At 63.1% G+C, this 25,106-nt stretch carries 21 protein-coding genes; 8 read left to right on the forward strand and 13 right to left on the reverse strand.

Translation table 11 applies throughout. The annotated features are described in order from the left end of the window. The 4 genes from OQE62_RS16445 to OQE62_RS16460 all read left to right on the forward strand — a co-directional run. Window positions 1-764, forward strand: a 764-nt coding sequence (locus tag OQE62_RS16445) for an efflux RND transporter permease subunit (protein WP_265723135.1), incomplete at its 5' end; no start/stop codon positions are given. 616 nt (window positions 765-1,380) lie between these two features. After that, on the forward strand, window positions 1,381-2,535 hold the full coding sequence (locus tag OQE62_RS16450) for a sigma-70 family RNA polymerase sigma factor (RefSeq protein WP_265723136.1): 1,155 nt from the start codon (window positions 1,381-1,383) through the stop codon (window positions 2,533-2,535). 331 nt (window positions 2,536-2,866) lie between these two features. After that, window positions 2,867-3,412 (forward strand): acyloxyacyl hydrolase, encoded by a 546-nt coding sequence (locus OQE62_RS16455; protein ID WP_265723137.1) that lies wholly within the window; start codon window positions 2,867-2,869, stop codon window positions 3,410-3,412. A gap of 96 nt (window positions 3,413-3,508) precedes the next feature. Next, window positions 3,509-4,519: a glycosyltransferase family 4 protein gene (locus OQE62_RS16460; RefSeq protein ID WP_265723138.1), complete on the forward strand. Its 1,011-nt coding sequence runs from the start codon at window positions 3,509-3,511 to the stop codon at window positions 4,517-4,519. 48 nt (window positions 4,520-4,567) lie between these two features. On the opposite strand, the gene OQE62_RS16465 is transcribed toward OQE62_RS16460, so the two are convergent. Continuing rightward, a complete protein-coding gene (locus OQE62_RS16465; protein WP_265723139.1) occupies window positions 4,568-5,668 on the reverse strand; it encodes a glycosyltransferase in 1,101 nt (366 codons plus the stop codon). 301 nt (window positions 5,669-5,969) lie between these two features. Between OQE62_RS16465 and OQE62_RS16470 the strand changes: the two genes are divergently transcribed. Together OQE62_RS16470 and OQE62_RS16475 are read left to right on the forward strand one after the other, a co-directional pair. After that, on the forward strand, window positions 5,970-6,869 hold the full coding sequence (locus OQE62_RS16470; protein ID WP_265723140.1) for a TraB/GumN family protein: 900 nt from the start codon (window positions 5,970-5,972) through the stop codon (window positions 6,867-6,869). Window positions 6,870-6,938: 69 nt separating this feature from the next. Next, window positions 6,939-8,216, forward strand: coding sequence for an OprO/OprP family phosphate-selective porin (locus OQE62_RS16475; protein ID WP_265723141.1), 1,278 nt, complete (start codon window positions 6,939-6,941; stop codon window positions 8,214-8,216). 48 nt (window positions 8,217-8,264) lie between these two features. Here OQE62_RS16475 and OQE62_RS16480 read toward each other — a convergent pair whose 3' ends face one another. Beyond that, complete coding sequence (locus OQE62_RS16480) at window positions 8,265-11,852, reverse strand: indolepyruvate ferredoxin oxidoreductase family protein (RefSeq protein ID WP_265723142.1); 3,588 nt, start codon at window positions 11,850-11,852, stop codon at window positions 8,265-8,267. 256 nt (window positions 11,853-12,108) lie between these two features. Here OQE62_RS16480 and OQE62_RS16485 point away from each other — a divergent pair, with 256 nt between their 5' ends. After that, window positions 12,109-12,579, forward strand: coding sequence for an Lrp/AsnC family transcriptional regulator (locus OQE62_RS16485; RefSeq protein ID WP_250462755.1), 471 nt, complete (start codon window positions 12,109-12,111; stop codon window positions 12,577-12,579). Between the two features lie 463 nt (window positions 12,580-13,042). On the opposite strand, the gene OQE62_RS16490 is transcribed toward OQE62_RS16485, so the two are convergent. Both OQE62_RS16490 and OQE62_RS16495 read right to left on the reverse strand, forming a co-directional pair. After that, window positions 13,043-13,570 (reverse strand): shikimate kinase, encoded by a 528-nt coding sequence (locus OQE62_RS16490; protein WP_265723143.1) that lies wholly within the window; start codon window positions 13,568-13,570, stop codon window positions 13,043-13,045. Window positions 13,571-13,596: 26 nt separating this feature from the next. Next, window positions 13,597-14,319 (reverse strand): acyltransferase, encoded by a 723-nt coding sequence (locus OQE62_RS16495; RefSeq protein ID WP_265723144.1) that lies wholly within the window; start codon window positions 14,317-14,319, stop codon window positions 13,597-13,599. Window positions 14,320-14,412: 93 nt separating this feature from the next. On the opposite strand from OQE62_RS16495, the gene OQE62_RS16500 reads away from it, so the two are divergent. Next, window positions 14,413-15,033: a class I SAM-dependent methyltransferase gene (locus OQE62_RS16500; protein WP_265723145.1), complete on the forward strand. Its 621-nt coding sequence runs from the start codon at window positions 14,413-14,415 to the stop codon at window positions 15,031-15,033. Between the two features lie 50 nt (window positions 15,034-15,083). Here OQE62_RS16500 and OQE62_RS16505 read toward each other — a convergent pair whose 3' ends face one another. From OQE62_RS16505 to OQE62_RS16545, 9 genes are all read right to left on the reverse strand, one after another. Further along, window positions 15,084-16,163: a prenyltransferase/squalene oxidase repeat-containing protein gene (locus OQE62_RS16505; protein WP_265723146.1), complete on the reverse strand. Its 1,080-nt coding sequence runs from the start codon at window positions 16,161-16,163 to the stop codon at window positions 15,084-15,086. Next, complete coding sequence (locus OQE62_RS16510; RefSeq protein WP_265723147.1) at window positions 16,160-16,954, reverse strand: class I SAM-dependent methyltransferase; 795 nt, start codon at window positions 16,952-16,954, stop codon at window positions 16,160-16,162. The genes OQE62_RS16505 and OQE62_RS16510 overlap by 4 nt, the downstream gene beginning before the upstream one ends. Further along, window positions 16,954-18,312, reverse strand: coding sequence for a glycosyltransferase family 4 protein (locus OQE62_RS16515; RefSeq protein ID WP_265723148.1), 1,359 nt, complete (start codon window positions 18,310-18,312; stop codon window positions 16,954-16,956). Before OQE62_RS16515 ends, OQE62_RS16510 begins: the two co-directional genes overlap by 1 nt. A 158-nt stretch (window positions 18,313-18,470) precedes the next feature. Further along, window positions 18,471-19,307 carry an OmpW/AlkL family protein gene (locus tag OQE62_RS16520; protein ID WP_265723149.1) on the reverse strand — a complete coding sequence of 279 codons (837 nt, stop codon included), beginning with the start codon at window positions 19,305-19,307 and terminating at the stop codon, window positions 18,471-18,473. A gap of 322 nt (window positions 19,308-19,629) precedes the next feature. Beyond that, window positions 19,630-21,015 (reverse strand): glutamine synthetase family protein, encoded by a 1,386-nt coding sequence (locus OQE62_RS16525; RefSeq protein WP_265723150.1) that lies wholly within the window; start codon window positions 21,013-21,015, stop codon window positions 19,630-19,632. 346 nt (window positions 21,016-21,361) lie between these two features. After that, window positions 21,362-22,711, reverse strand: a complete 1,350-nt coding sequence (locus OQE62_RS16530; RefSeq protein ID WP_265723151.1) for an aspartate aminotransferase family protein — start codon at window positions 22,709-22,711, stop codon at window positions 21,362-21,364. 250 nt (window positions 22,712-22,961) lie between these two features. Beyond that, entirely contained in the window at window positions 22,962-23,270 is a 309-nt protein-coding gene (locus tag OQE62_RS16535) for a DUF6122 family protein (RefSeq protein WP_265723152.1), read from the reverse strand. Window positions 23,271-23,272: 2 nt separating this feature from the next. Continuing rightward, window positions 23,273-23,944 carry a GntR family transcriptional regulator gene (locus OQE62_RS16540; protein WP_265723153.1) on the reverse strand — a complete coding sequence of 224 codons (672 nt, stop codon included), beginning with the start codon at window positions 23,942-23,944 and terminating at the stop codon, window positions 23,273-23,275. Beyond that, window positions 23,941-25,047 (reverse strand): hypothetical protein, encoded by a 1,107-nt coding sequence (locus OQE62_RS16545; protein ID WP_265723154.1) that lies wholly within the window; start codon window positions 25,045-25,047, stop codon window positions 23,941-23,943. Before OQE62_RS16545 ends, OQE62_RS16540 begins: the two co-directional genes overlap by 4 nt. Between the last annotated feature and the right edge of the window lie 59 nt (window positions 25,048-25,106).

Genomic DNA, 25,106 nt, shown 5'->3' on the forward strand with positions numbered 1-25,106 from the left:
CCGTGCGTCGCCTGGACGGGCGACGCACGGTGACTCTGAATATCATTCCGCCGCGCTCGGTGGCACTGGAAACCGGTGTCGAACGGGTCAGAACCGACCTGGTGCAGTACCTGAAGGAGCGCGGTCGGGTGCCCGCGGGGGTCAGCCTGAGTATTTCCGGCGCCGCCGACCAGCTGGACGCCACACGGGAATCCCTGGGTGGCAACTACATCGTGGCGCTGGCGATCGTCTACCTGCTGATGGTGGCCATCTTTGCCCACTGGGGCTATCCGCTGCTGATCATGACCACCATTCCCCTGGGCATCGCCGGCGGTATTGCCGGGCTGGCACTGCTCAACCTGGTCGGTACCATCCTGCGCAGCATGGGCATGGAGGGCTTTCACCAGCCGTTCGATATGATCTCGATGCTGGGCTTCCTGATTTTGATGGGCACGGTGGTCAATAATCCGATCCTGATCGTGCACCGCGCCATCGACAATGTGAACGGGGAACACATGCAGCCACTGGCGGCGGTACAGGAGGCGGTCAGCTCGCGCCTGCGGCCCATCGCCATTTCCACCATCACCACCATCTGCGGCCTGGCGCCGCTGGTATTCCTGCCCGGCGCCGGTACCGAGCTCTATCGCGGCGTGGGCGTGATCGTGATGAGCGGCATCGTCGGCGCCACCTTCGTGACCCTGACCATGCTGCCGGCACTCACAGTGATAGTGCTGAACTGGCACAAACGGCTGGCAGAAGGATCCCAACGGACGCAGAATGTATAACCGACAACGCCGTCGGGTGCGCCGTGCGCACCGGGACAGCGGCCCGTCGGTGCGCACGGCACTTAGCCTACCCGCTGCACATCCACCGTCACGTCCGTGTAATCCCTGCCCCAGGCGGTGGCGATATAGTGTTCGTCGACCATCCGGTCGTTGGTGGGATCGAATTCCAGCCTGCCGGGATAGGGCCAGGAGCGGTCGATATTGCCCTCGTCGGTATAGACACTGATCAGCTCGTCGTAGAAGTCGCCCGGGTCGTATTGTTTCCAGTCGATTGTCTTTACCTCCGGCCCGGGTGTTGCCCGTCAAGTTTCAGAGACGTCCCCCCCCGGTTTATTCACTCAACCGATGCCTCGAACCCGGAAACCCGGGGCGTAAGAATTCAGGGAAATAAAACCCTTCCCTGTCAATCCAGAACGATAGCTTCCAGCCTGCCGAGAAGTCCCACGGAATGGCGCCCGCTTAATTCAGCGTAGAAAAATCACAGCCTTTCGCTACCAGCGGGAACCCTCCGGTCATACTTATTCAGGCGTAGTTTTCAACATTCATCTATATTCAAGAATGAAACACGCGCCAGCAGCCGCTGGCGGGTCATCCAGCCAACAGAAGGTGTACGCACTTGTCCCGAGAAAACTTTTACTCAAGGGATGAAGCATGGCTGAAGGAAACAGACGAACCGCTCGCCGGCGATATCCCCGCCGCAGGCTCCGCCGGCGCAGCGCCACCCATCGACTCCGGAGCGGATACCGCCGATGCACCGGCAGCCGAAGAAAACACTTCGGAGAGTGGCAGCACGCCGATGCAGAGCTACCTGCGGCATCTGTACCGGCTGGAGCTGCTGACACCGGAAGACGAGAACACCACAACCTGCCTGTTGCGGGAACTGGAGGACAAGCTGATCGCCCTGCTCCAGAAGCGCGGTATCGAGCTGGTGCAGTTGCGCAGCGAGGGCGTGGAGCAGCGCGGCAGCACCGGCGCCTACGATCACGGCCTGATCATCGCCCGGACGGAGGAACTGCTCGCCTCCGACAGGCTGTCGAAGCGCGACCGCAGCGCCATGCAGAGCCTGTTGCGACGCTTCCGCGCCAGCCGCAAGAAGCTGATCCAGTGCAACCTGCGGCTGGTGATCGCCATCGCCAAGCGCTTCCGCAACCCGGCGGTGCCCTTTATCGACCTGATCCAGGAGGGCAATGTCGGTCTGATGAAGGCCATCGAACGCTTCAAGCCACAGATGGGTTACCGCTTCTCCACCTACGCCTACTGGTGGATACAGCAGGAAATCCAACTGGCACTGCGGCGCAACGACGACCTGGTGCGCCAGCCCGCCAACGTGCAGGACGACCTGCGCGCTATCTACCGCGCCATCGCCGATGTCCGTTCCGATGGACTGCCAGCGTCGGACGAGAACCTGGCCCGTTACACGGGACTGGAGCTGGAGCGCATTCACAGCCTGCTCAAGTTGCCGGGTCCCACCGGCTCTCTCGACGACCCGGTGGCGGACGACCAGAGCAGCACGCGGCTGGACTATGCGCCGGCGGACGAGCTCTACAACACCGATGAACTGGTCACCAACCGGGAGCTCGCACAGCGCCTGCGCGAAGCGGTAGCGCGCCTACCACCGCGGCAGCGCACGGTGCTCAACCTGCGCTACGGCCTGGCCTCCGATCGCGACTGCTCTTTCCGCGTGATCGGCGAGCAGTTGGGGCTCAGCCAGGAGCGCGCGCGGCAGTTGCACTCGGATGCATTGCGACAGTTGAAGCGCCAGTGGCGTTGAGAGGCTGTCGGGCGGCAATTGCAGGAGCTGAGGCGGGGTGCGCCTTTCCGGGACTGTGACTCGGGCCATCCCTGGCCCGCGCCCTTCGGGCGCCTTCGGCGTCCAAAACAGCGGTCCTGCCGTTTTGTCTGCGAGAGGGACCTCGCGGACAAGCCTACAGGGACGTATATACGGCGGGGGCGTCTAGCCGTGTCCCAGAAAGGCGCACCCCGCCCCAGCTTGTGCCATCGGAAAGTGCCCCGGCTGCGAAGCCGGATTTTCCCGGGAGCTTGTCAACGGCGGATATCCCGCTAGGCTTACCCGTTGGATTTAACGGACAAGCGATAATTCAATGCGCCGACTGCTCGCCACCGCGCTGCTCTGCAGTTTTTTTGCAATACCCGCCCGCGCGGAACAGGAGCTGATCCTGAGTGCCGGCAAGGGGCTCGACGACACCCTGATCCAGCGGGATTCCATTGCCGGCTCGGAGATGTTCGGCGCCAATTATTCCTATCGCTTCGCCGAGTACCCGCATACCACCGGGCTCTGGCAATGGTGGGCCCAGGGCAGCTACTCCCACCTCTACATCAACCGCGACGGGCTCTCCCGGAACCAGGATATCTTCGAGTTGAAGCCGGTGCTTCGCTGGTATCCCCGACAACAGGCCGGCGGCCTGTTTGCGGAAGCGGGCGTCGGCGCCGCTTACCTGTCTGAGAAAAATTTCGGCGAGATCGAACTCACCACCCACGGCAATTTCGCCCTGCACTTCGCCGCCGGCTACCGATTGCGCAGCGGTTGTGCGGTTTCCGTACGCTACAGCCACTTTTCCAACGGCTACACCAACAGGCCCAATCCCGGCTTCGATTTCGGATCCCTCAACTGGCATTTCAGTTTTTAGCTGTCAGGCGTAGGAGCCCGCTGTCATACAGGAATCAAACTCCTGTAACAAAACCGGTTCAGAATAGCCCGTCCGCCCCCACCGAAATCCAACGGAATGATTCAGAATATTTGCCACCTGATCGCCAGCCGCGAGCATGGCAACCTGGAAAAGCACGTGGCGGACCTGTCGCGCTGGCAGGTACGCAATACCCGAGCACAGGTGTCGGTGATCGCCCATCCCCGCTACCGGCAGACGCTGGACGAGGCGGTGAAATTCATTCCCCTGAATACCGATCACAGCCGCCATCACCCGTCACTGGTCTGGCGCCTGGCCAACCAGCTTCGCGCCGGCGGCTTCCAGATCGCCCACGGCCACGGCAGCAAGTCCGCGCAGCTGCTGGCGGCGGTGCAGAAATACACCGACAGCCGCCAGGTGATCACCCGCCACAATGTCCGCCACCCGCGGGACAAACTGGCCAGCGCTTTCGACGCGCGCATCGCCGTGAGCCACAGCGCCGTGGCCAACTCCCGCCTGGCCTGGAACGTCATCCCCAACGGCGTGGACACATCCGGCCACCAGGCCCCCTCACTGGAGATCCAGCTGGACTCGGTGCCCAACATTCTGGTGGCGACGCGGCTGGTAAAGCAGGCGGGTACCGACCGGATACTGCGGGCCCTGGCGATACTGGCAGACGTGGAACTGATCCTGCTCAACGACGGGCCGGAAAGGAACAACCTGGAGAAACTGGGCCGGGAACTGGGTGTCGACAGGCGGGTAAGCTTTGTCGGCGACCCGGACAAGATCGGCACTTTCATGCGCGCGACCGATCTGCTGCTACTGCCCTGCCGCAATGAGGGCGCGCCCTACACTCTGGTGGAAGCGCTGCTGCAGCGCTGCCCGGTAATGTCCACCCGCGCCGGCAACGCCGAGGACTACCTGCCGGCAGACTATCTGCTCGACAACCTGGAGCCCGGGCACCTGGCGGAAAAACTCCGCCGCGCCCTGGCGGACCGCGAACGACTGCGCAGCGACTTCGCGCCGGTATTCGAGCGCGCCCGGCGGGAACTTACCCTGGACAAGATGGCGCAGGCCACCTGGCAGGTCTACACGCAGCTGTTGCGCTGAACTGTCCGCAATGTCCGGGAAGATCGGCAGGCTGCGCCGAATCGAAATTCAGGCCGACTGGCAGAGTTCATCGTATAGCGCCAGTGTCTGCGCGGCCGTATCCTCCAGACTGAAGCCGGTAAAATCAACCGACTGCGGGCGCTCGAGAATCTCCAGGCTGGCCTGCGCCAGGGCCTCCACACTGCCCCGCTCCACCAATCCCTGCGGGAAACATCGACCGAGCACTTCCGCCGGGCCCCCGTCGCGATAGGTCACCGCCGGGCAATGCATCGCCAACGCCTCGGCGACAGTGCGGCAGAATGGTTTCGGCTTTTCCGACAACTGGTAAGTAATCCGGGAACTGGCGTAGAGCTCGCGCATATCGCGGCGTTCGCCGAGAAACAGCACCTTGTCGTCGAGCCCCAGATCCAGCGCCAGGCGCTCCAGCCCCCGGGCATATTTCTCCGCGCCCCGGTCGCTTCCCACCACCAGGCCGAATACGTCGTCGCGTTCGCGCGCAATCGCGGCCAGCATCTGCAGAAAGGTGCGCTGTCCGTTGCCGGGCGCGAGCGGCGCCGGCATCAGCAGCCAGTTCTTCCCCTCCAGTTGCGGATAGCTGTTGAGCAGGCGCAGTTGCCACTGACCCGACACCGGCGCCCCGCGGTCGAATTCCCGCGTGTTCACGCCCCGGTGGATCACCTGCGGCGGCGCACTCAGTTTTTTGCCGAAGTTTTTCTGCAGGTAATCCGCCACCCACTGGGACACGGCGATCACCCGCTCTCCCGACGCCATGATGCCACTGTAAACACCGCGTGAATGGAGCTCGTGTACGGCCGTAACCAGTCTCGGCCGCTCTTTTTCGGGCATGCCCCTCCAGGCAAACCGGGCAATCCAGGCCGGCATGGGCGCACGCATCTGGATCACATCCGCGCGCAGTTCCAACAGGATCCGGCGCAGACGCCCCACGAGGCGAAACGACCAGAGCGACTTGCGGTGCAGCGGCAACTTTATATGCCGGCTGCCGCGCAGGGTCAGCCGCGATACCAGCTCCCCGCCATTGGAGATTACGATGGATTCATGTCCGAGGCGCACCAGTTCCTGGGCGAACTCCAGTGTTCCCCGCGCCAGCTCTCCATCGTTCATTTCGGGCAATATTTGTACAATCCGCATCTTTCCCTACTGCTACCTGGTACTGTCACATTATTCTGCGCGATTGTGACACTTTTTCCGCGCGGCAAACCACAAGTTTCCCATTTCCCACTGATTTGCCGGACGCGGTGCGGGGAATTCCGCACTCGAGTTCCGGAGTTGCAGGAGCCTGCCGATGGCACAGGCCGGAACCGAACCCCGATTCCGCAGCCGGAACAAACCGTCGACCCCGCCGGTGTGAGCCGGCGCACAGCGGGCGACAATAAATGCCGTGCTATCATGGCGCCAGCAATCACACTGCAACCCTACAAGAGAGACAGCAATGCCAACCCCGAATTCCCACAAACTGCTGCAAATCCTGACGGCGACACTGTTGCTGTGCGCCGCAGCACTGGCCAACGCCGCCAACGACAGGGGCGTTTTCTGGCACGCGGAAAAAGGCGATCGCGAAATCTACCTGCTGGGCTCGGTGCACCTGGCCAGCGCGGATTTCTACCCGCTGCGGGAAACCATCAGCAATGCCTACCACCAGAGCGACGTACTGGTGGTGGAAGCCGATGTGCTGGCGGCGGAAAGCGACACGGAACTACAGCAGCAAATCATGCAGGAATCCCTCTACCGGGGCGACCGCAACCTGAAGGATGATCTCTCCAGCGAGGTCTACGCCCAGTTGCAGAAATGGCTGCAGAAACGCCAGGTCCCCGAAGCCATGTTTGTCCGCCAGCGCCCCGCCATCGCCATGGTGACCATGAGCATGGTGGAAATGAAGGCCCGCGGACTGGACCCCAGCCTGGGAATCGACCGCCACTTCCTGGAGCGGGCGAAGAAGGACGAGAAAACCATCATCGAGCTCGAGGGCGTGCTGTCGCAGTTGCGCATGCTCAACAGCCTGGAAAAGCCCGACCTGCTGTTGCAACAGACTCTGGAAGAGCTGCGGGAAATCGAATCCTTCCTGCCACAGATGACCGGCGCCTGGAAATCCGGCGACAGCGATGCGCTCTACCGGCTGATCATCGCCGACGGCCTCGCGGAGCACCCGGAATACGCGCCACTCTACGAGAGCATCTTTTTCAAACGCAACCGCGATATGGCGGAGAAAATCGGCGAAACCAGCGAGCAGCACCCGTCCCTGTTCGCTATCGTCGGCGCCGGCCATCTGGTGGGCGACAAGAGCGTGCTGAAAAAACTGGCAAAACAGGGCTTTGAGCTGCAGCAGCTCTGACGGCTGCTAAACTCCGCTGGCATCGACTGTGGATGTGTGTCGATGTGAAATAAATACAGGGAGATATCAGTGAAACGCTGCAGCGGACTCTGCGCATTGATCGGCGCGGCCATTATCCAGTCGGCCGCCGCCGATCAGGCCGAAACGAAAGACGGCCTGAAAATCACATCGGACGACGGCAATTTTTCCGCCGAACTCGGCGGCCGCATCCATTTCGACACCTATCTCTTCGACCGGGACATCGAGGATCCGGTCAGCACCACCGAATTCCGCCGCGCGCGCATCAGCCTGTCCGGCAAAGCCTGGGGCTGGAAATACAAGCTGGAGCAGGATTTTGCCGCCGGCGATACACTGTCCGGTTTTCGCGATGCCTACATCGCCCACGAATTCTTCAGCGGCGACATCAAGATCGGCCTGTTCAAGCCCTACCGGTCCATGGACGAGATGACCAGCTCCAACGAACTCACGGTGATGGAGCGGTCTTTCTCCAGCGGCTCCGGCCTCTACGACGGCCGACAGCGGCAGCAGGGAATCGGCTGGCACAATGTCTGGGATTGCACCACCTTCGGCATCATGGGCTTCAACACGCGCAACGCTGCGGGACCGCGCAATGAAGGTGTGGGCGCCGCCGGACGCTTTACCTGGGCGCCGATCGACGACACACTCAACACCGTCCACCTCGGCATCTCCGCCAGCCACGAAAACCCCAACCGGGACTCCGACGAACTGGAAGCCGTCGCCGACTACGCCGGCCGCCGCGGCCCCACCCAGCTGATCGCGCTGACGCCGGGCGACGAGGATTTCTTTTTCGGTGACTACGGCGACGATGCGTTCTATTTCGGCAACAGTGGTGGCCACGTCAACGCCCTGGGCCTGGAGCTTGCGGGCAGCCACGGCCCATTTTACGCCCAGGCGGAATACGCCTACGCGGATTACCGCGGCGACTACGCGATTTCGGAATCGGTTTTCGAGGACTGGTTCGACGCCTCACCCGGCTTCGGCTGCGATCCCATTTTTGGCTGCTCTATCGGCGACCAGGATGTACACAGCTGGTATCTAATGGGCAGCTGGATGATCACCGGCGAGCACAAGCCCTACGACCTGAAAAAAGGCGCTTTCAGATCCGCCAAACCGCGCAGCGGGTGGGGCGCCTGGGAACTGGCCGCGCGCTACGACACCATCGAGAACAGGGACATCCCCGGACTGGAAGCCAACAGCACCATCCTCGGCGTCAACTACTACCACAATCCGCAGGTGCGCTTCATGCTGAACCTGGTGTTCGGCGACGACAAATTTACCGGCGACGAAACGAAACAGATGGCGATCCGGGCGCAGATGAGCTGGTGAAGCGGGATGCGGACAAATCTGCCGGAAGCAGATTTGTCTGCACTCAATTCACCCCACCTGCTGCGCCCGCGCCGGGTCAAAGACCTTCACCCTCTGCGTCGCGCCGTCGATATCCGCCCGGGGGTTCTCGAAGCGCAGTAGCGCCGCTTCGCGCAACTGCTTCGCCTTCTCCAGGCTGGCTTCCTTCACCTGGCCGTAGCCGCGAATCGCATCCGGGTAGCTCAGCAGTTCGATGGCCGCGGCATGGTTGGAGCCGTCCAGTTCGCCGATCACCCGATCCACCAGTTGCTCGTACTCGCCGATCAGGGCGCGTTCCATTTTGCGCTCGGCGGTGTAGCCGAAGATATCGAACGGCGTGCCGCGCAACCCTTTCAGTTTGGCCAGCAGGCCGAAAGCCCTGTACATCCAGCCGCCGAACTTGAGCTTGCGCGGCCGGCCGAGGGCCTTGTCGAAGGGCGCGATCAGCGGCGGCGCCATATTGAATTCCAGCTCGAAATCGCCGGCGAAGTTTTCCTTCAATGACTCGGCAAAGCGGCCGTCGGTATACAGCCGCGCGACCTCGTACTCGTCCTTGTAGGCCAGCAGCTTGGCGTAGTAGCGCGCGACCACTTCCGCCAGCGCCTCGCTGCCGGGTACCTTGAGGATCTCGGCGTCTTTGACCCTGTCTACCAGTGCGCGGTAGCGCCGGGCCAAAGCGTCGTTCTGGTAGCCGGCCAGGTGTTCGCTGCGGTGCGCGACCACTTCTTCCAGCCCCTGCGGCAGTTTCGGCTCACTGCGGCTATCGCTCAGCAGTGCGTCCAGCGCGGCGCGGTCGGCGGCGGCCAGGCGGCCGGCGGCGAAGCCCTGCAGGTTGGCCTCGACGGCGACACCGTTCAGCTCGATCGTCTGCAGCAGCGCTTCCTCTCCCAGTGGCAGCAGACCCTTCTGCCAGGCGAAGCCGAGCATGAAGATATTGGCCGCCAGGGTATCGCCCAGCGCGGCGCTGGTGAGCCTGTGGCCCTCCACCGAGTCGAGTGCCTTCACGGTATCGCTCAGGGTGTCCAGGATCGCCTGCGGCGAGTGGCTGTCCTCGCGGCCCAGCACCGAGGCGGCGGTGGGGCTCAGGTGGGTATTGACCACCGCGCGGCTGTGGGTTTCGTCCAACTTTGCCAGGCAGGCGGCCAGGTTGCCGGCGGCGATCAGGTCGCAGGCCAGCAGCGCGTCGGCGCGGCCGTCGGAGATGCGCACCGCCTGCAGCGCCTGCGGCTCGGCGGCGAAGCGCACATGGGAGTAGACGGCGCCGCCCTTCTGCGCCAGGCCGGTCTGGTCCAGGGTGCTGCAGGCCTTGCCCTCGATATGCGCGGCCATCGCCAGCAGCGCACCCAGGGTCACCACGCCGGTGCCGCCGACGCCGGTCACCAGCAGGTTGAAGGGTTCGTCCAGTTGCGGCAGTTCCGGTTGCGGCAGTTTGGCCGCCTCCGTGCACAGCACATCGCCGACGCCGGCGCGTTTTGCCAGTTTGCCGCCCTTGACGGTGACGAACGACGGACAGAAGCCGTTGACGCAGGACATATCCTGGTTGCAGCTGGTCTGGTTGATGCGGCGCTTGTCGCCCAGCGCGGTGTCGACCTTCTCCACCGCGATACAGCTCGACTGCTGCACGCAGTCGCCGCAGCCCTCGCACACCAGGTCGTTGATGAACGGGCGCCCTTCCGCCTTCGGCAGCAGGCCGCGCTTGCGCTTGCGGCGCAGTTCCGTGGCGCAGGTCTGATCGTAGATGATGACGGTGCAGCCTTCGGTCTCGCGCAGCTCCTCCATCACCACCGGCATATGGTCGCGGTGGCGGATCTCCACCTGCTCGGGGAAGGTCAGCGCGCCCTTGTACTTGCCGGTGTCGTCCATCACCAGCACGACTTTCTCCACGCCTTCGGACAGCACCTGGCGGCAGATCAGATCCGGATGCAGTTCGCCGTCGTGGGGCTGGCCGCCGGTCATGGCGACGGCGTCGTTGAACAGGATCTTGTAGGTGATGTTCACCCGGGCGGCGACGGACGCTCGGATGGCGAGGATGCCGGAATGGAAATAGGTGCCGTCGCCGATGTTGACGAACACATGCTTCTCACTGGTGAACGGTGCCTGGCCGACCCAGTTGACACCCTCGGCGCCCATCTGGGTAAAGGTGTAGGTTTCGCGGTCCAGCCACTGGGCCATATAGTGACAGCCGATACCGGCCAGCGCACGGCTGCCTTCCGGTACCTTGGTGGAGCGATTGTGGGGGCAGCCGGCGCAGAACATCGGCAGGCGCGAGACACTGGAGCCGGCCTGCCGGGAGATGCGCTCCGCCAACTTGTCGAGCCGCATCAGGCGATGCCTGGCGCGCTCGCCCAGTTGGGACGCCGCCTGGCACTTGTCCGACAGCACCTTGCCCAGTACCTGCACCACCACGGCCGGCGACAGTTCGCCGTACATCGGCATCAGCGGCCGGTCGTTCTCGTCCACCTTGCCCAGGATGCGCGGGAAGTGCGGATCTTTCAGGTGCACGTTGTACAGCTCTTCCTTTAACTGCACTTCCATCAGGCTGCGCTTTTCCTCGAGCACCAGCAGGTAGTCCAGGCCGCGGGCGAATTTCTGGATGCCGGGCACGTCCAGCGGGTAGCTCATCCCCACCTTGAGGATACGGATACCCAGCTCCCGCGCCTGCTGCTCGTCGATGCCCATATCCTCGAGTGCCTGCATCAGGTCCAGGTGGGCCTTGCCGGTGCTGACGATACCCAGGGTCGCGCCGGGGTTGTCCAGCACCACGCGGTTCAGCCGGTTGGCGCGGGCAAAGGCCAGGGCCGCCGGGCGCTTGTAGCGCCACAGACGCTCTTCCTGCTCCAGCGGGTTGTCCTGTTTACGGATGTTCAGGCCGCCCTCCGGGCGCTCCACGTCCGGGTAGGTAAACTGCACCCGTTCCGGGTCCACCTCGACGGTGGAGGAACTGTCCATATTTTCCGCCAGGGTGATCATCGCCACCCAGCAGCCGCTGAAGCGGGACAACTCCAGGCCGTAGTGGCCGTAGTCCAGCACCTCCTGTACCGTAGCCGGGTTCAGCACCGGGATATGCATGTCCACGAAGGCGAATTCGGACTGGCCGGGATAGGACGAGGACTTGCAGCCGTGGTCGTCGCCGGCGATGATCAGCGCCCCGCCCTGCGGCGAAGAGCCGGCCGCATTGCCGTGGCGGAAGGCGTCGCCGGAGCGGTCGACACCCGGGGTCTTGCCGTACCAGATACCGCAGACACCGTCCACTTCGGCGCCGTCGAACAGCCCCACCTGCTGGGAGCCCCAGACGGACGTGGCTGCCAGCTCCTCGTTGACGCCCGGCACGAAACGGATGTTGTATTCGTCGAGATGCTTCTTGGCGCGGGTCAGTTGCTGGTCGTAACCGCCCAGCGGCGAGCCCCGGTAACCGGAGATGAAGGTGGCGGTATTGAGGCCGCGCTCGCGGTCCATCCGCATCTGGTCGATGGGCAGGCGCACCAGGGCCTGAATGCCCGACAACAACACGTGCCCTTTGAGGGTGGTATAGCGATCGTCCAGGGAAACCTGCCTGGTGGGACTCTCCGCTGAGGGCTGAGGTGCCGCGGACTGCGGACTGCTGGCTACTTCACTCATACGCCTACTTCCGGTTATATCTCTGGGGCTTTCTGGCCAATTATTGTTCCGGCTTTACTGCCACCCGTCGCCGCCGATTCCGGTCCCGCTCCCGGTGGAATTGGCGGGCAAACACAGGAAGCGGCGGGTCGGCGACAAACTGGTCAGGTCATACTAGTGCGTTAAGCGCAATAGAACATTGCTTTATTAACAAAAATATGCGTAAAATTATGATAGTTATCTCGACCAGAACAATTTTTGTAGGATAGGAGTTTATATGAAGCGTTCGACAGACCTGGACGATTTTGACCGCAAGATTCTGCGAGCGCTGCAGGAGAACGCCGATTATTCCATGGCGGAACTCGGAGACAAAGTGGGTCTTTCCCACACGCCCTGCTGGCGCCGGATCAAACGCCTCGAAGCCGAGGGCATCATCCGCGGGCGCGTGACCCTGCTGGACCCCCGGAAACTCGACCTAGGGGTCACAGTATACTGCTATGTCACCATCCAAAACCACGACGAGGACTCGTTGAACAGTTTCGAGTCCTCGGTGCAGGATGTGCAGGAAGTGGTGGAGTGCTACTCCACCAGCGGCGACAAGGACTATGTGCTGCGCGTGGTGGTGGACAGCGTGGAGCACTACGAGCAGTTGCTCAAGCGCACCCTGGTGCACCTGCCGAACGTGGCCTCGGTCAACTCTACCTTTGCCTTGAAGCAGGTCAAGTATACGACCCAGTTGCCGCTTTAGGTTCGGGACCCCGGGGCCCGGGGCTCTCAGTCGACCAATGGTGCGCACGGCGCGCCCTACGGCCGAAAAGAATATCGAGCCAGATGTGAAGGCCCTGCTGTCGGGGGTTGTTTGTGAAACGATTGACTCGGGACATCCATGTCCCTCGCCCTTCGGGCACCTGCGGCGTCCAAATCGGCAGTCCTGCCGATTTGTGCCGATGAGGCTGTTGAGCAAACAACCCCCGGCAGCAGGGCCGCCCCGGTATCTGCTTACGGGATCAAGCGCCAACGGCGCCCCCGAAGCCTGCTTACGGACCGAGCTCCGGCAACCTGCACAGACCCGAAGATGGTGCGCGCGGCGCACCCTACCGGCATACAGTGCCGAGGGGGGGGGTATGGGCGTGTAGGCTGGGGGAGCTTTGCGAACCCCAACATGCAGAAGCGCAGGTCGCGGATACAGGGCCTTAAAGGCGCATCGCGCTCTAGCGCGCTCCCGGGTCCCGGTCTCCCTCCAACTCTTCCAGCACACACTCCAGCACCTGCTGCAGATCCCTGCCATCGCAATCCACGGTGATATCCGCATACTGCCGGTAGAGCGCCTGGCGCTCCGCGAACAGCTCGGCGAAACTCTGCCCCGGCGCCTTGGCGATACCGCGGTTCTCGTAGTTATGGATCCGGCGGCGCAGTTCCTCTGCGGAACAGTTGAGGAAAACGATAGGCCCAAAACTGCGCAGGTTGGCCATGCCCTCTTCGCTGTACACCACGCTGCCGCCAGTGGCGATCACATGGTTGGGCAAGTGCGCCGCGGCGATCACCTCGCCCTCGATGCGGCGCAGGTTCAGGTAGTCGCTGCCGTTGATGATTTCCTGCAGCGTCCTGTCCTCGCGCAACTGGATCAACATATCGGTGTCGACAAAATCCAGTGCCAACTCCTTGGCCAGCAGAACCCCCAGCGTACTCTTGCCGGCACCCGGCATCCCGATCAGAACAACACTTCTAGTTTTTTTCATTCCTTAAACCAACTGCGGCACATTTATCAATCGCCCCGCCGGGGGAACAGCATCGAGCGCAACCAGCCGCGCAGCGTATTGCCCTTCAGCAACATCCGGTCCAGCTCGTCCATATTGTGCGCCTGGCGGAAGGCGTCGGCAAACAGGGCCTCGCGGGTAAGCATACGGCGGCGGGGATTGATCGCCCTGATCTCCCGCGCCGGGTTGCCGGCCACCACCGTATTGGCCGGCACATCCGAGGTCACCACACTGCCGGCACCCACGACCGAATTGTCACCGATGGACACACCCTTGCAGATGATCGCGCTGTCCCCGATCCATACATTGTCGCCCAGACGCACCGGCCGGGTACAGCGGAAGGGCCGCGTACGGTTATAGAGCCCGTGCCAGTCCGAATCGGAGATATAGACATTGGCGGCAATCATGCAGGCATTGCCGATGGTGACGGACTGCTCCGCGGAAATGCGCACGCCGGGAGAAATCAGTACACAGTCGCCGATGCTGATCGCGGCCTCCCTGCCCCGATGGCCGAGAGTGGTCAGGCGGATACAGTTGTCCGACGTGGAAATAAGATGCGGGTAATTTCCCAGGCAGATTCCGCTGCCGAATACGCACACCGAGCCCGGATCCAGGATCTCCGGCTCCCTGCCCACGGCGTCGAACTGCGGCAACAGGAAGTGGCGCACCCGCCAGTTGCGGAATTGCAACTGCCAGCGTTTCAGCCAGTAGGGGCGATGATCTCTGCGCATTTATTGCAACTCTGTATCGGCTCTCGGCCAATTGCTTTTATCCATGTGCCGGTTTACTGTTCCGGCAACCCCAAAAAAACAGAAAACGGAAGTATGTCCATCAAGCTGCCCATCGATATCCACGCCGTCAAAGGCTTTCTCGCCGCCACCGAAGGCGAGGCCCTGTATCACCTCGCGGCGGAAGCCTGCGCGCTCGGCGCCTGCCTGGAGGTGGGCAGCTATTGCGGTAAATCCACTATCTACCTGGCCGCCGCCTGCAAACCCGTGGACGGCATTGTCTTCGCCGTGGACCACCATCGCGGTTCCGAGGAGCACCAGCCGGGCGAGGAGTACCACGACCCGGAACTGTTCGACGACCGCATGCAACTAATGGACAGTTTCCACGTCTTCCGCCGCAATATCCGCACCGCGCAACTCGAGGATTGGGTGGTGCCGGTAGTGGCCCCCTCGGCCATCGCCGCGCGCCGCTGGAACACACCGCTCGGGCTGGTGTTTATCGACGGCGGCCACTCGCTGGAAGCGGCAGTGACCGACTACCGCTGCTGGGCCCGGCATATCGTGCCCGGCGGCTACCTGGCGATTCACGATATCTTTCCCGATCCCGCCGACGGCGGCCAGGCGCCCTACGATATCTACAAGCTGGCACTGGCTTCCGGAGAGTTTGAGCTGGTCGAAATGGTCGACACTCTCGGAGTGCTGCGCCGAATCGGTTGACAGCAACCAGTGAACAATAATCAATGATCGGGAAGCTGCAGGGGGGACTCCTATAGAAGCGCTTCCTGAAAATCGGTCGGTTCCGGCAATAACTGCACGGCAGTAAAAATGCCGCTCGCCGGCGTCAGTTGCACCAGTGCGTCCGCCGCCAGCAGCATGGCACCCGCGGTCCAGGTGGTTTTTTCCTCGGGCCAGATGGCGCTGTCGCGGTAGACGTAGCCGGTCCAGTAGCCGCCGTCTGCATCCCGCCAGCGGTGCAGGCCGCAATACAGCTTCTCCGCGCGGTGGCGTTCCCCCGCCGCCAGCAGCGCCATGGTCAATTCACAGGATTCCGCCACCGTGATCCAGGGCTCGTCGTTGACGCAGCGGCAACCGAGCCCCGTGACGACAAACTCGTCCCATCTTTTCTGCAGCCGGGCGCGCGCCGCCGCGCCGGAAAAAACACCGGTCAGCACCGGGTAGAACCAGTCCATCGAGAATCGCGCCTTACTCTCCCAGGTGCGGTCGAAACGCTGCGGCTTTTCCCGCAGCGCCCTGCCCAGCGCCTCCCTCGCCCGCCGCCACTGCGGCTGGGCACGGCCGAGCGTGTGGGCGATATTGATGGCGCACTCGAGACTTTTGTAAATGGAAGAGCAGCCGGTAACCAGGGCATCCTCTCTGGCCGCGCCGCGCTCATCCACCGCCCAGTGAATATCCCCGTGTTCCGTCTGCAGGGCGAGCACAAATGCCACCGCGCGCTCCACCGTGGGCCAGTACCGCTGCAGGAAAGCGTCGTCACCGGTGATCAGGTAGTGATACCAGATACCGACGGCGATATAGGCGACGAAATTGCTCTCGCGCCGCTCGCCGTTGTGCACCTCGCCGTCCCGGTACGCCGCCCACCAGCTGCCGTCTTCGAGCTGGATATCGGCGAGCCAGCGGTAGGCGCTTTCCGCGGCCGCGTATTCGCCGGCAATACTCAGCCCCATGGCCGCTTCCACGTGATCCCAGGGATCCGCATGGCCGCCATCGAACCAAGGAATGGAGCCGTCGGCTCGCTGCCGGCCCAGAATATAATCGGCGCTCGTGCGGACAAAATCCGACGGGAAAAGACTGCCGGCAATCGCCGGGGAAACAGCCAGGTCGTTCACGGTGCGCCCTCCGCAACCGCGATGGAATCGGCACTCCCGCCCGCGCTCTCATTCGCCGGCAACAGGCCGGGCTCGACCGGGCCCTGCGGCGGTTTCACGAAATAAAGCACGATACTTTTGCCCAGCAGCGGGTTCAGCACCTTTTCCAGCAGGCGCGTAAGCGGCGGGCGCTGCATCAGGTCCCAGACCAGCAGGCGGTGGTAGGCGGCCAGCAGGCGCGATTGCGGCCTGTGCCAGAGCAGGCATTTCAACCACCAGAAAGGCGCGTGCAGCGCATGGGCCTTGTGGCGGGCGAAATACCGGTGCCCCAGTTCGCGAATACTCCGGCGCAGGTGGCGCTCGCGGAAAATCCGCAGGTGGCCGCCCTCCACATTGTGGTATTCGTCGCTGAGTTTCCAGCAGATCCACTCGGGAAAAAATGCCGGTACGCTGGCGGCGAAAATACCCGCGGGTTTCAGCACCCGGTCGATCTCCGCCAACACGCCGGCGTAGTCGCGAATATGTTCCAGCACCTCCGAGCAGATCACCACGTCGAAAGTGCTGTCGGCAAACGGCAGTTGCAGGCCGTCGCCGACGCCCAGCAGCAGCCGGCCGGGGCTCTGCGGGTCCCGCGCGAATGGCTGTGCGCGTTCGCGGGCAGTGCGTATATCGTCAAAACTGAGGTCGACACCGACAATATCGACGGCTTCGCTCGCCAGCAGGTGAATCGCGTGGCGGCCCTCGCCGCAGCCGAGGTCCAGTACCTTCTGCCCGGCGCGCAGGTTCAGCCATCGGGGATCGACAGTAATCATCAGGCTGCCTCCGCGCCGCGCTCGCCGACGGGCGGATTGGCGGCCTCCCTTGTCGCCGAATCGATACGGGGCCTGCCCGGTTTTTCTCCCAGAATCCGGCGGTAGTATTCCACCAGGCATTCCGCCGCCAGACGCCAGGAAAACTGCGCCTCGATGCGGGCGCGCCCGCACTCACCCATCGCGGTGCGCTTTGCTTCGTCCGCCAGCAGCGCCGCCAGTGCCTCTTCCAGGGCGCCACTATCGGCGGCCGGCACTACCACGCCGGCATCGCCCACCACTTCCGGCAGGGCGCCGCCATCACTGGAAATCACCGGCGCGCCGCAGGCCATGGCCTCGCCGGCGGGCAGGCCGAACCCCTCGTAGAGCGACGGACACACCACCACCGCGGCACTGGCGTAATACTCCGCCATTTCGCGGTTGGAGATTCCGGAGACAAACCGGACCACACCCTGCAATTGCAGCCGGTGCAATAGTTGCTCCGTAGCGCCCCCCTCTTCCAGGCGGCCCACCACCAGCAGTTCCAGGTCCGGATAGCGCGGGCGCAGTGAAGCCAGGGCCTGCAGAAGGAAACGCAGCCCCTTGAGCGGTTGGTCCGCGGAAGCCGTGGTCATGATGCGCATCGGTCTGCGCCGGATATGCGGTTGCGGCCGGAATACTTCTGTGTCGATGCCGTTATAGACCAGTTCGACCTGTTCCGGCGCCACGCCGAACTGTTCGACGATATCCCGCCGGGACTGCTTCGATACCGTCACGATATGGCGCAGGCGGCGCGCCACCCTGATCTGCATACGCAGGAAACTGTGCCAGCGGCGCACCAGTAGCCGGTAGCGCCAGTCCGGCGCTGCGTCGAGGGCCAACTGTCGGTCGCGGGTTATCGGGTGATGGATGGTGGCGACCACCGGCAGGCCCGTTTTTTCGATATCCAGCAGGCCGTAACAGAGGGACTGGTTGTCGTGCACCATGTCGTACTGTCGGCCGTGCCGGCGCAGGTACTTCGCCACCCGCCGGCCGAAGGTATAGGGCTCGGCGAAGCCGCCGGTCAGCTTGCTCCACCACTCGAAGAAGTCCGTCCACGACAGCAGGTGCCGCGGGCGCAGTGCGCGGGTGGGGTGCTTTTCATCAAACAGGTTGAGCCCCGGCATCCTGATCAGTTTTACCCGGGGATCCAGTTCGGGATAGGGCTGGCCGGAAATCACATCCACCGAGTGGCCGGCTTCCACCAGCGCCTTGCTCAGGTAGTACAGGTAAACACCCTGCCCGCCGCAGTAAGGGTGGCTGCGGTAGCCCAGCAGGCAGATGTTCAGCGGGCGCGGAGTCTCAGTCGATGGACCGTCTGTACAATGCTCCAGGGCGGTCATGGCTTCCCTTACGTTGTTTTACTGCGGGTGGAGCGAAGAATACACCGGCGAGGAAATGACTGCTAGGCGGAATCGGTCCACATTGCTGGCAAAGCCGTGCGGCCTCAGGTGGACAGCGCTGTGGCCGTCCACCTGCGGGAAGAGGAAGGGTCGGCTGTTCAAAAACTGAACTTGTAACCCACGCCAAGGTTGAAGATCCAGGGATCGAGGTCCATCTCGTCGCGGATGCGAATCGGCAGGACCGCCGCCTCACCGAAACCGGGAACCTCGGTCACCGTATCGAAACCGAGTTGCAGGTCGGGACTGGCATCCACGTACATGGCGGAGGCGTTTATCTGCCAGGCGCTGTCGCGGCCGAAGTTGAAGTCCACACCCACCTGCGCGGTCCAGCTGAAGTCACTGCCCAGGCCCAGCAGGCCGTAGTCCCCGAATTCATCGGAGAATACCGGGCGGGTAAAATCCTCCTCGATATCCACATAGCCCCCGCCGATACCGACATAGGGCTGGATCAGGCAGTTGGCGTCGAGCGGGTACCAGTTTGCGTAGAGGCTGGTGGTGTAGGTGTCGAAATCGCCGATTCCCTCCGAAAAATCGCCGATGAAAGTATTACCGGAAAAGGCGTCGGAGTAGAGATCGGCTTCGAGGCTGGCGTGATTGGAGTGGTAGAGCTCGACTCCCCAGTGATCCGTCGCCATCCAGGCGGCGCTGACATACCAGGTGGTGTCGTCATCCAGGTTCAGTTCCACGCCCACGTCCACCGGCACCGCTTCGACCGGGTCGGTGGAGGGGTCATCGGCAACAAAAGACTGGACCGTGGAAAAGACATCGTCATCCACATCTACATAGGAGGCACCGATGCGGACTACGAAAACACCGGCACTTCTCGGCTCCTGGGCGGGTTGGGGGAAACCGGAAGGACCCGCAAAAACCGGCTGCGCGGCGAGACCAACGCAGGCCGCCAGAGCCAGGGGAGTGAGGAGGGGCTTCGATCTCATGGGTTAACTCCTTGTAATGCGTAATAGCTCCTTCGCCGCAGTTGCGGTTACTTCAGTATAGGTGGGGTTTTTCAACCTGCAGGGAGGGTTATCTAATCGCGGGGTGTATTGAGGAAAGATATTCCGACAGATTTTACCGCTTCAAAAAAAATGCCCGCCAGGTGGCGGGCCAGTTTTCTCGAACACACTTTCAGGAGGAGAGTATTAAGCGCACTGCACGCTTAATTCAGGTATAGCAAAGGATTGCCTTCCCCACCGGCGCTGTCGCCAAAGCCATTCAACGGCCGTCGCATCCAGCGCCGCTCGTCTCCGGGCCCGAATATTACACGCGGTGCAGGTAGCTCTGGTATTCCACGTCGGTCACCCGCGCGTCGATTTCCGCCACCTCCTGTCTCTTCAATAATAGAAACAGCTCGACGAAACGCGGGTCCAGGTAGGTCTGCCAGATGGAGCTCCGTTCGAAACGCCTGAGCGCGTCGCTCCAGGTATTGACCAGCGTTTCGCTCTCCACCTGGTAGGCGTCCCCTTCGACCGGTGCCGGTGCCTGCAGCTTTTTCTCGATGCCGTGGCAGGCGCCGGCGAGAATCGCCGCCAGCACCAGGTAGGGGTTCACGTCGGCGCCGGCAATCCGGTGCTCGATGCGCCGCGCCTCGGGGCTGCTGGCCGGCACGCGCAGTGTGGTGGTGCGGTTGTCATAGCCCCAGCAGAGGTTGAGCGGTGCGTGGGAACTCTCCTGGAAGCGGCGATAAGAGTTGCTGTGCGGCGCGAAGAGGGCCATGGCGTCATTGGCGGTGACCAGCATGCCCGCCGCGGCCTGCCGAAGCAGTTCGGTGCCGGTGTCAGTGCCGTCGTCGAAGACGTTGTTGCCGTTTTCGTCGATCAGGCTCAGGTGCACGTGCATGCCGTTGCCGGCCCGGTCGCCAAACGGCTTGGCCATGGTCGACACGCGATAGCCGTGGCTGCGTGCGACGCCTTTCAACAGGCGCTTGAACAGCAGCGTCTGCTCGGCGACCGCGACCGGGTCGGCACTGTGCAGCAGGTTGATCTCGAACTGGCCGGGCGCGCACTCGGACAGTACCGAGTCCGCCGGGATGCCCTGTTCTTCGCAGGCGGCGCGCACATCGGCGAAAAAATGCCGCTGCGCATCCAGTTCCGCCAGGTCGTAGACGTCGGTGGACGGTACCAGCTCGGCGTCGTTGTCGCTGACCGGGCGCGGGCGCCCGAGGTGATCGGGGTCTTCGCGCAGCAGGTAGAACTCCAGCTCGGTGGCACAGGCGGCGGTGTATCCCAGCTCCTTGAGCCGTGCCACCACGCGTTGCAATTGCGTGCGCGGATCGGCGTAGAGCGGCGAGCCGTCGGCCTCGTGCAATTGCATGGGCAGTTGCGCCGTCTGCTCGCGGTGCCAGGGCGCCATACACAGGGGCGAAACCGGCAGACAGACGCCGTCGCTGTCGCCGCTGGCAAACACCAGCGGGTTGTTCTCGACATCCCGCCCCCAGACGTCCAGGCTGGCGGCACTGCGCGGCATCTGCAATGCGCCTTTCAAGAGTTTCTCCGCGGACTCGGCCGGCAACCACTTGCCGCGGGGAATGCCGTTGATATCGAACATGAACCCCTCGATCCATTTAAGATCGGGGTGTTCGGCGAGGAACTGGTGCGATTTTTCCAGCAGTTCCGGTGATGGGGTGAATTCTTTTTCTTGCGACATAAATTGCCTTTGGGCGGGCTTTCCCCCCTGCCAGTAAGATAATTCTGTGGCGGTCCTGCTGCCGGGGGCGGTTTGCGGGACACGCTGTAAATACATCCCTGTACGCTCGTAATCGACATCCCTGTCTCATACGGTCCCGCAAACCGCCCCCGGCAGCAGGACCTTCGCATTGAGCTTCGATATTCTTTTGGAGCTGGGCTGTAGGGTGCGCCGTGCGCACCGCCCGAGTCCCGAGTCCCGAGTCCCGAGTCCCGAGTCCCGAGTCCCGAGTCCCGACAAGCTTACGCCATCGCTTTGGCCGTGTCGTCCAGCGCGCGATGCGCCTTCTCCACCAGCTCGTNCAAGCTTACGCCATCGCTTTGGCCGTGTCGTCCAGCGCGCGATGCGCCTTCTCCACCAGCTCGTCCACCTGCTCGGTGGTGAGGATCAGCGGCGGTGCGATGATCATGGTGTCGCCGGTGGCGCGCATCACCAGGCCGTGCTTGATGCTCATATCGCGGCAGACGCCGCCGGCGGTGCAGTCGTCGTCGAAGCGGGCGCGGCTGTTCTTGTCTTTCACCAGTTCCAGCGCGCCGACCATGCCCAGGCTGCGGGCCTCGCCCACGATGGGGTGATCGCCCAGTTCCGCCCAGCGCCTGGCCAGGTAGGGCGCGGTGTTGTCGCGCACGTTTTCGATGATCTTCTCGTTGCGCAGGATATTGACGGTAGCCAGGCCGGCCATACAGCCCGCGGGGTGCGCCGAGTAGGTGTAGCCGTGGGCGAATTCGCCCCCCCTGGACTTGATCACTTCCGCCACCCGGTCGCTGACCATGGTGCCGCCCAGCGGGAAGTAGCCATTGGTCACCGCCTTGGCGAAGGTCATCAGGTCGGGCTGCAGGCCGTAGTAGTCGGCGCCGAACCACTCGCCGGTGCGGCCGAAGCCGAAGATCACTTCGTCCATCACCAGCAGGATATCGTACTGGTCGAGTACCTTTTTCACTTCCGGCCAGTAGCTTTCCGGCGGGATGATGACGCCGCCGGCGCCCTGGATCGGCTCGGCGATAAAGGCGGCCACTTTCTCCGGGCCCAGCTCCTGGATCTTCTCGTCCAGGGCGCGCGCGGCCTTGATGCCGAACTCCTCCGGGGACAGTTCGCCACCCTCACCGAACCAGTAGGGCTGCTCTATGTGTTCGATATAGTCCAGTGCCTGGAACTGCTTGTGCATACCACCCATGCCGCCGAGGCTGGCGCCGCCGATGGTGGAGCCGTGGTAGGCGTTCTTGCGCGAGATCACGATGCGCTTCTCGGGCTGCTCTTTCAGGTCCCAGTAGCGGCGGATGATGCGCAGGTTGGTGTCGTTGGCCTCGGAACCGGAGCCGGTGAAGAAGACGTTGTTCAGTCCTTTCGGCGCCACTTCCGCCAGCGCGTCCGCCAGTTCGATGGAGGGCACCGTGGTGCACTGGAAGAAGCTGTTGTAGAACGGCAGCTTATTCAGTTGCTCGTAGATGGCGTCGGAAATCTCCCGGCGGCTGTAACCCAGGCTGCAGCACCAGAGGCCGGACATGCCGTCGAGCATCTTGTGACCGTCGATATCGGTGATATAGGCCCCCTCGGCACCGGTGATCACCCGGGTGCCCTGCTTGCCCAGGTCGTTGAAATCGGTAAAGGGATGCAGCAGGTGATCGCGGTCGTGTTGTTGCAGCTCACTCTTGTTCATGTCTCGCTCCTGATAAAACCGCCCGGTCGGGGCGACAACCCAAAAATGTGATCACATTTTAGTGCGGGTCGAGCCGGTTGTGCAATAGGGATCTAGCGGGAGTGTAGGTTGGGTTCCCGGGAGCGCGGAGCTCCGGCTCCGCTTGCGGGCCACAGAGCCGCCGCCGGCGAAAGTGCGGCGATGGTACCGCGGCTAATCGCCTGCAGAACCTGCCCCGGACTCGATCCGGGGCAGGCTCCCACAGCGGGGATCAGACTCCGCAGTCCACCGCGTCCAGCAGCATGTGCGTCACCAGCCCGATCCCCAGCCAGCGAACCGGTTTCCACGGCAGGAACATCATGGCGCCGTAGAGGGAGATGGGCAGCATGGTGTGCAGCGGGTGGGAATTGATACTGCAGCGGTTCGGGTCGTAGATGGGGTCCGCCAGCAGGTGGTCCAAGTCCACCAGGTTGGCGGCCAGCATGATCGCAGCGGCCTTTTTCCAGTCGTCGCGAAAGAAAAACCAGGCGATGGCAATGGGCACGACAAGGTGCAACAGGATATGAATATAACTGAACATGGTTAAAGTAATTCTTCTGCAGAAATGGAGCCGAGCCCCTCTTCGATGTCCTGGCGGACGGCGGTGCGCACCTTTTCCGGATCGCCGGAGTCGATCGCCTCGATCAGGTCCCGGTGGCGGTCTGGCAGCTCCTGCACGCCGAATTTCTGGAATACCAGGTGCTGCAGCGGCGCCGTCTGCAGCCACAGGCTCTCGATCAGCGACAGAATGATATGCGGCCGGCCCAGGCGGTAGAGCGTGAAATGGAACTCCAGGTTGGCGGTGACATACTCTTCGATATCCTTGTCCGCCAGCGCCGCGGTTACCCGATCATCCAGCCGGCGCAGCCGTTCCAGCTCCGCTGGGCCCACAAAGGGCAGTGCCTGCGCCGCCGCCTGGCACTCGAGCGATACCCGCGCGGCGCAGATCTCGGCGAGCTTTTCCGGGGTCATGGTGGGCACGGTGACGCGGCGGGTATCGGACAGCTCCAGTGCCCGCTCGGAAGTCAGGCGCCGCAGCGCCTCGCGCACCGGCATGGGGCTGCAGTCCAGTTCCGCCGCCAGCCCGCGAATGGTGATGGCGTGGCCGGGCAGGAATTTACCCCGCAGTATCGCATCGCGCACCTGGTAGTAGACCCGTTCCTGGGTGGTGCGATATTCCTCCTGCGGTGCACTGAATTCCGGCGAGGCGCTCATGCTGCCGCCACCCGCGGCAGCTTGTGCAGCACGTCGTCGGCGCCCACCTCGATCAGGTGATCGGCGACGGCGCCGGTCTGCCACATTTCATGGAAATCCTCCGCCACTCGCCGGCTCATATCCACCACGGTATTCCAGTATTTCAGCCGCTCGTCGTTGCTGAGCTTATAGAAATCGTTGCGATCGGGAATCTTGCCGTAGGGCAGATCGGCGACAAAACCCGGCGATGGCGCCACCAGTAGGGTGTTCTGCAGCGCGCCGCCCCGCACCCAGCGCCAGCTCAGGTTCTTGTCGAACCAGCCGGGTACCATATAGGGGAAAAAGTGCGGATAGAGCGCCAGCCCCCGCGGGTGTTCGAACAGCAGGTCGAAATGGTAGTCGATGATACCGCCGTCGCGATAGTTGCCCACCGGCGCGCCCTGAGGATTCTGGATACCGGCCATCACCAGCGGGATGGAGCCGCTGGCCAGCACCGCCGCACGGACATTGCCGGGCGACAGGCGCGTATTGACGGTGTTGAGATTGCGGAACGCCACGCCCGGCTCCTCGCCGGCGTGAAATACCACCCGATCCCAGAAGACCCGCAGCGAGCGGCGCGACAGTGCATTGGCCAGCGCCGATGCCAGCAGTGCCGGGGCCAGCAGTGTGCGCCGCTCGCTGGCCAGCGGGCCGCGGCCGCGCACCGTCACGAAATGGCTCTGCCAGACGGGGTTTTCCACCACCTGCCGCGCGCCGTCGTCACCCAGCACATTTTTCAGGATCCGCTCGGCGGAGGCGGTGATTTCCGCCGGTGTCGGTTTGCCGGACTCGTAGGTCTGGTTGACATAACCGTACTCCAGGCGCTCCAGTGCGCCCAGCGGATCGTCCATCGCATAACACATATTGCGGAAACTGCCGATGGAGGAACCTACAGACGCGATCGGCTCGCGCCGCCCGCGGAAAAGCTCGCCCATCAATACCCGGTCGAGCTGGCTGATCACCAGCCACTTGGGGCCGCCGGAGGCACCCACCAGGGTGGAGAACTGCTGCTGGTGCAGCCCCTCCTCGCGAATTCGTTTCGCCGCGCCGGCACCCGCCAGCAATACACACTTGGATTTTTTCACAATCATCTCTGAACTCGTAGATACCATCTGTCCCTACATCCCTCAAGGGGCTATCTGGC

This window comes from Microbulbifer halophilus (assembly GCF_026183675.1).
Classification (GTDB): Bacteria; Pseudomonadota; Gammaproteobacteria; order Pseudomonadales; family Cellvibrionaceae; genus Microbulbifer; species Microbulbifer halophilus.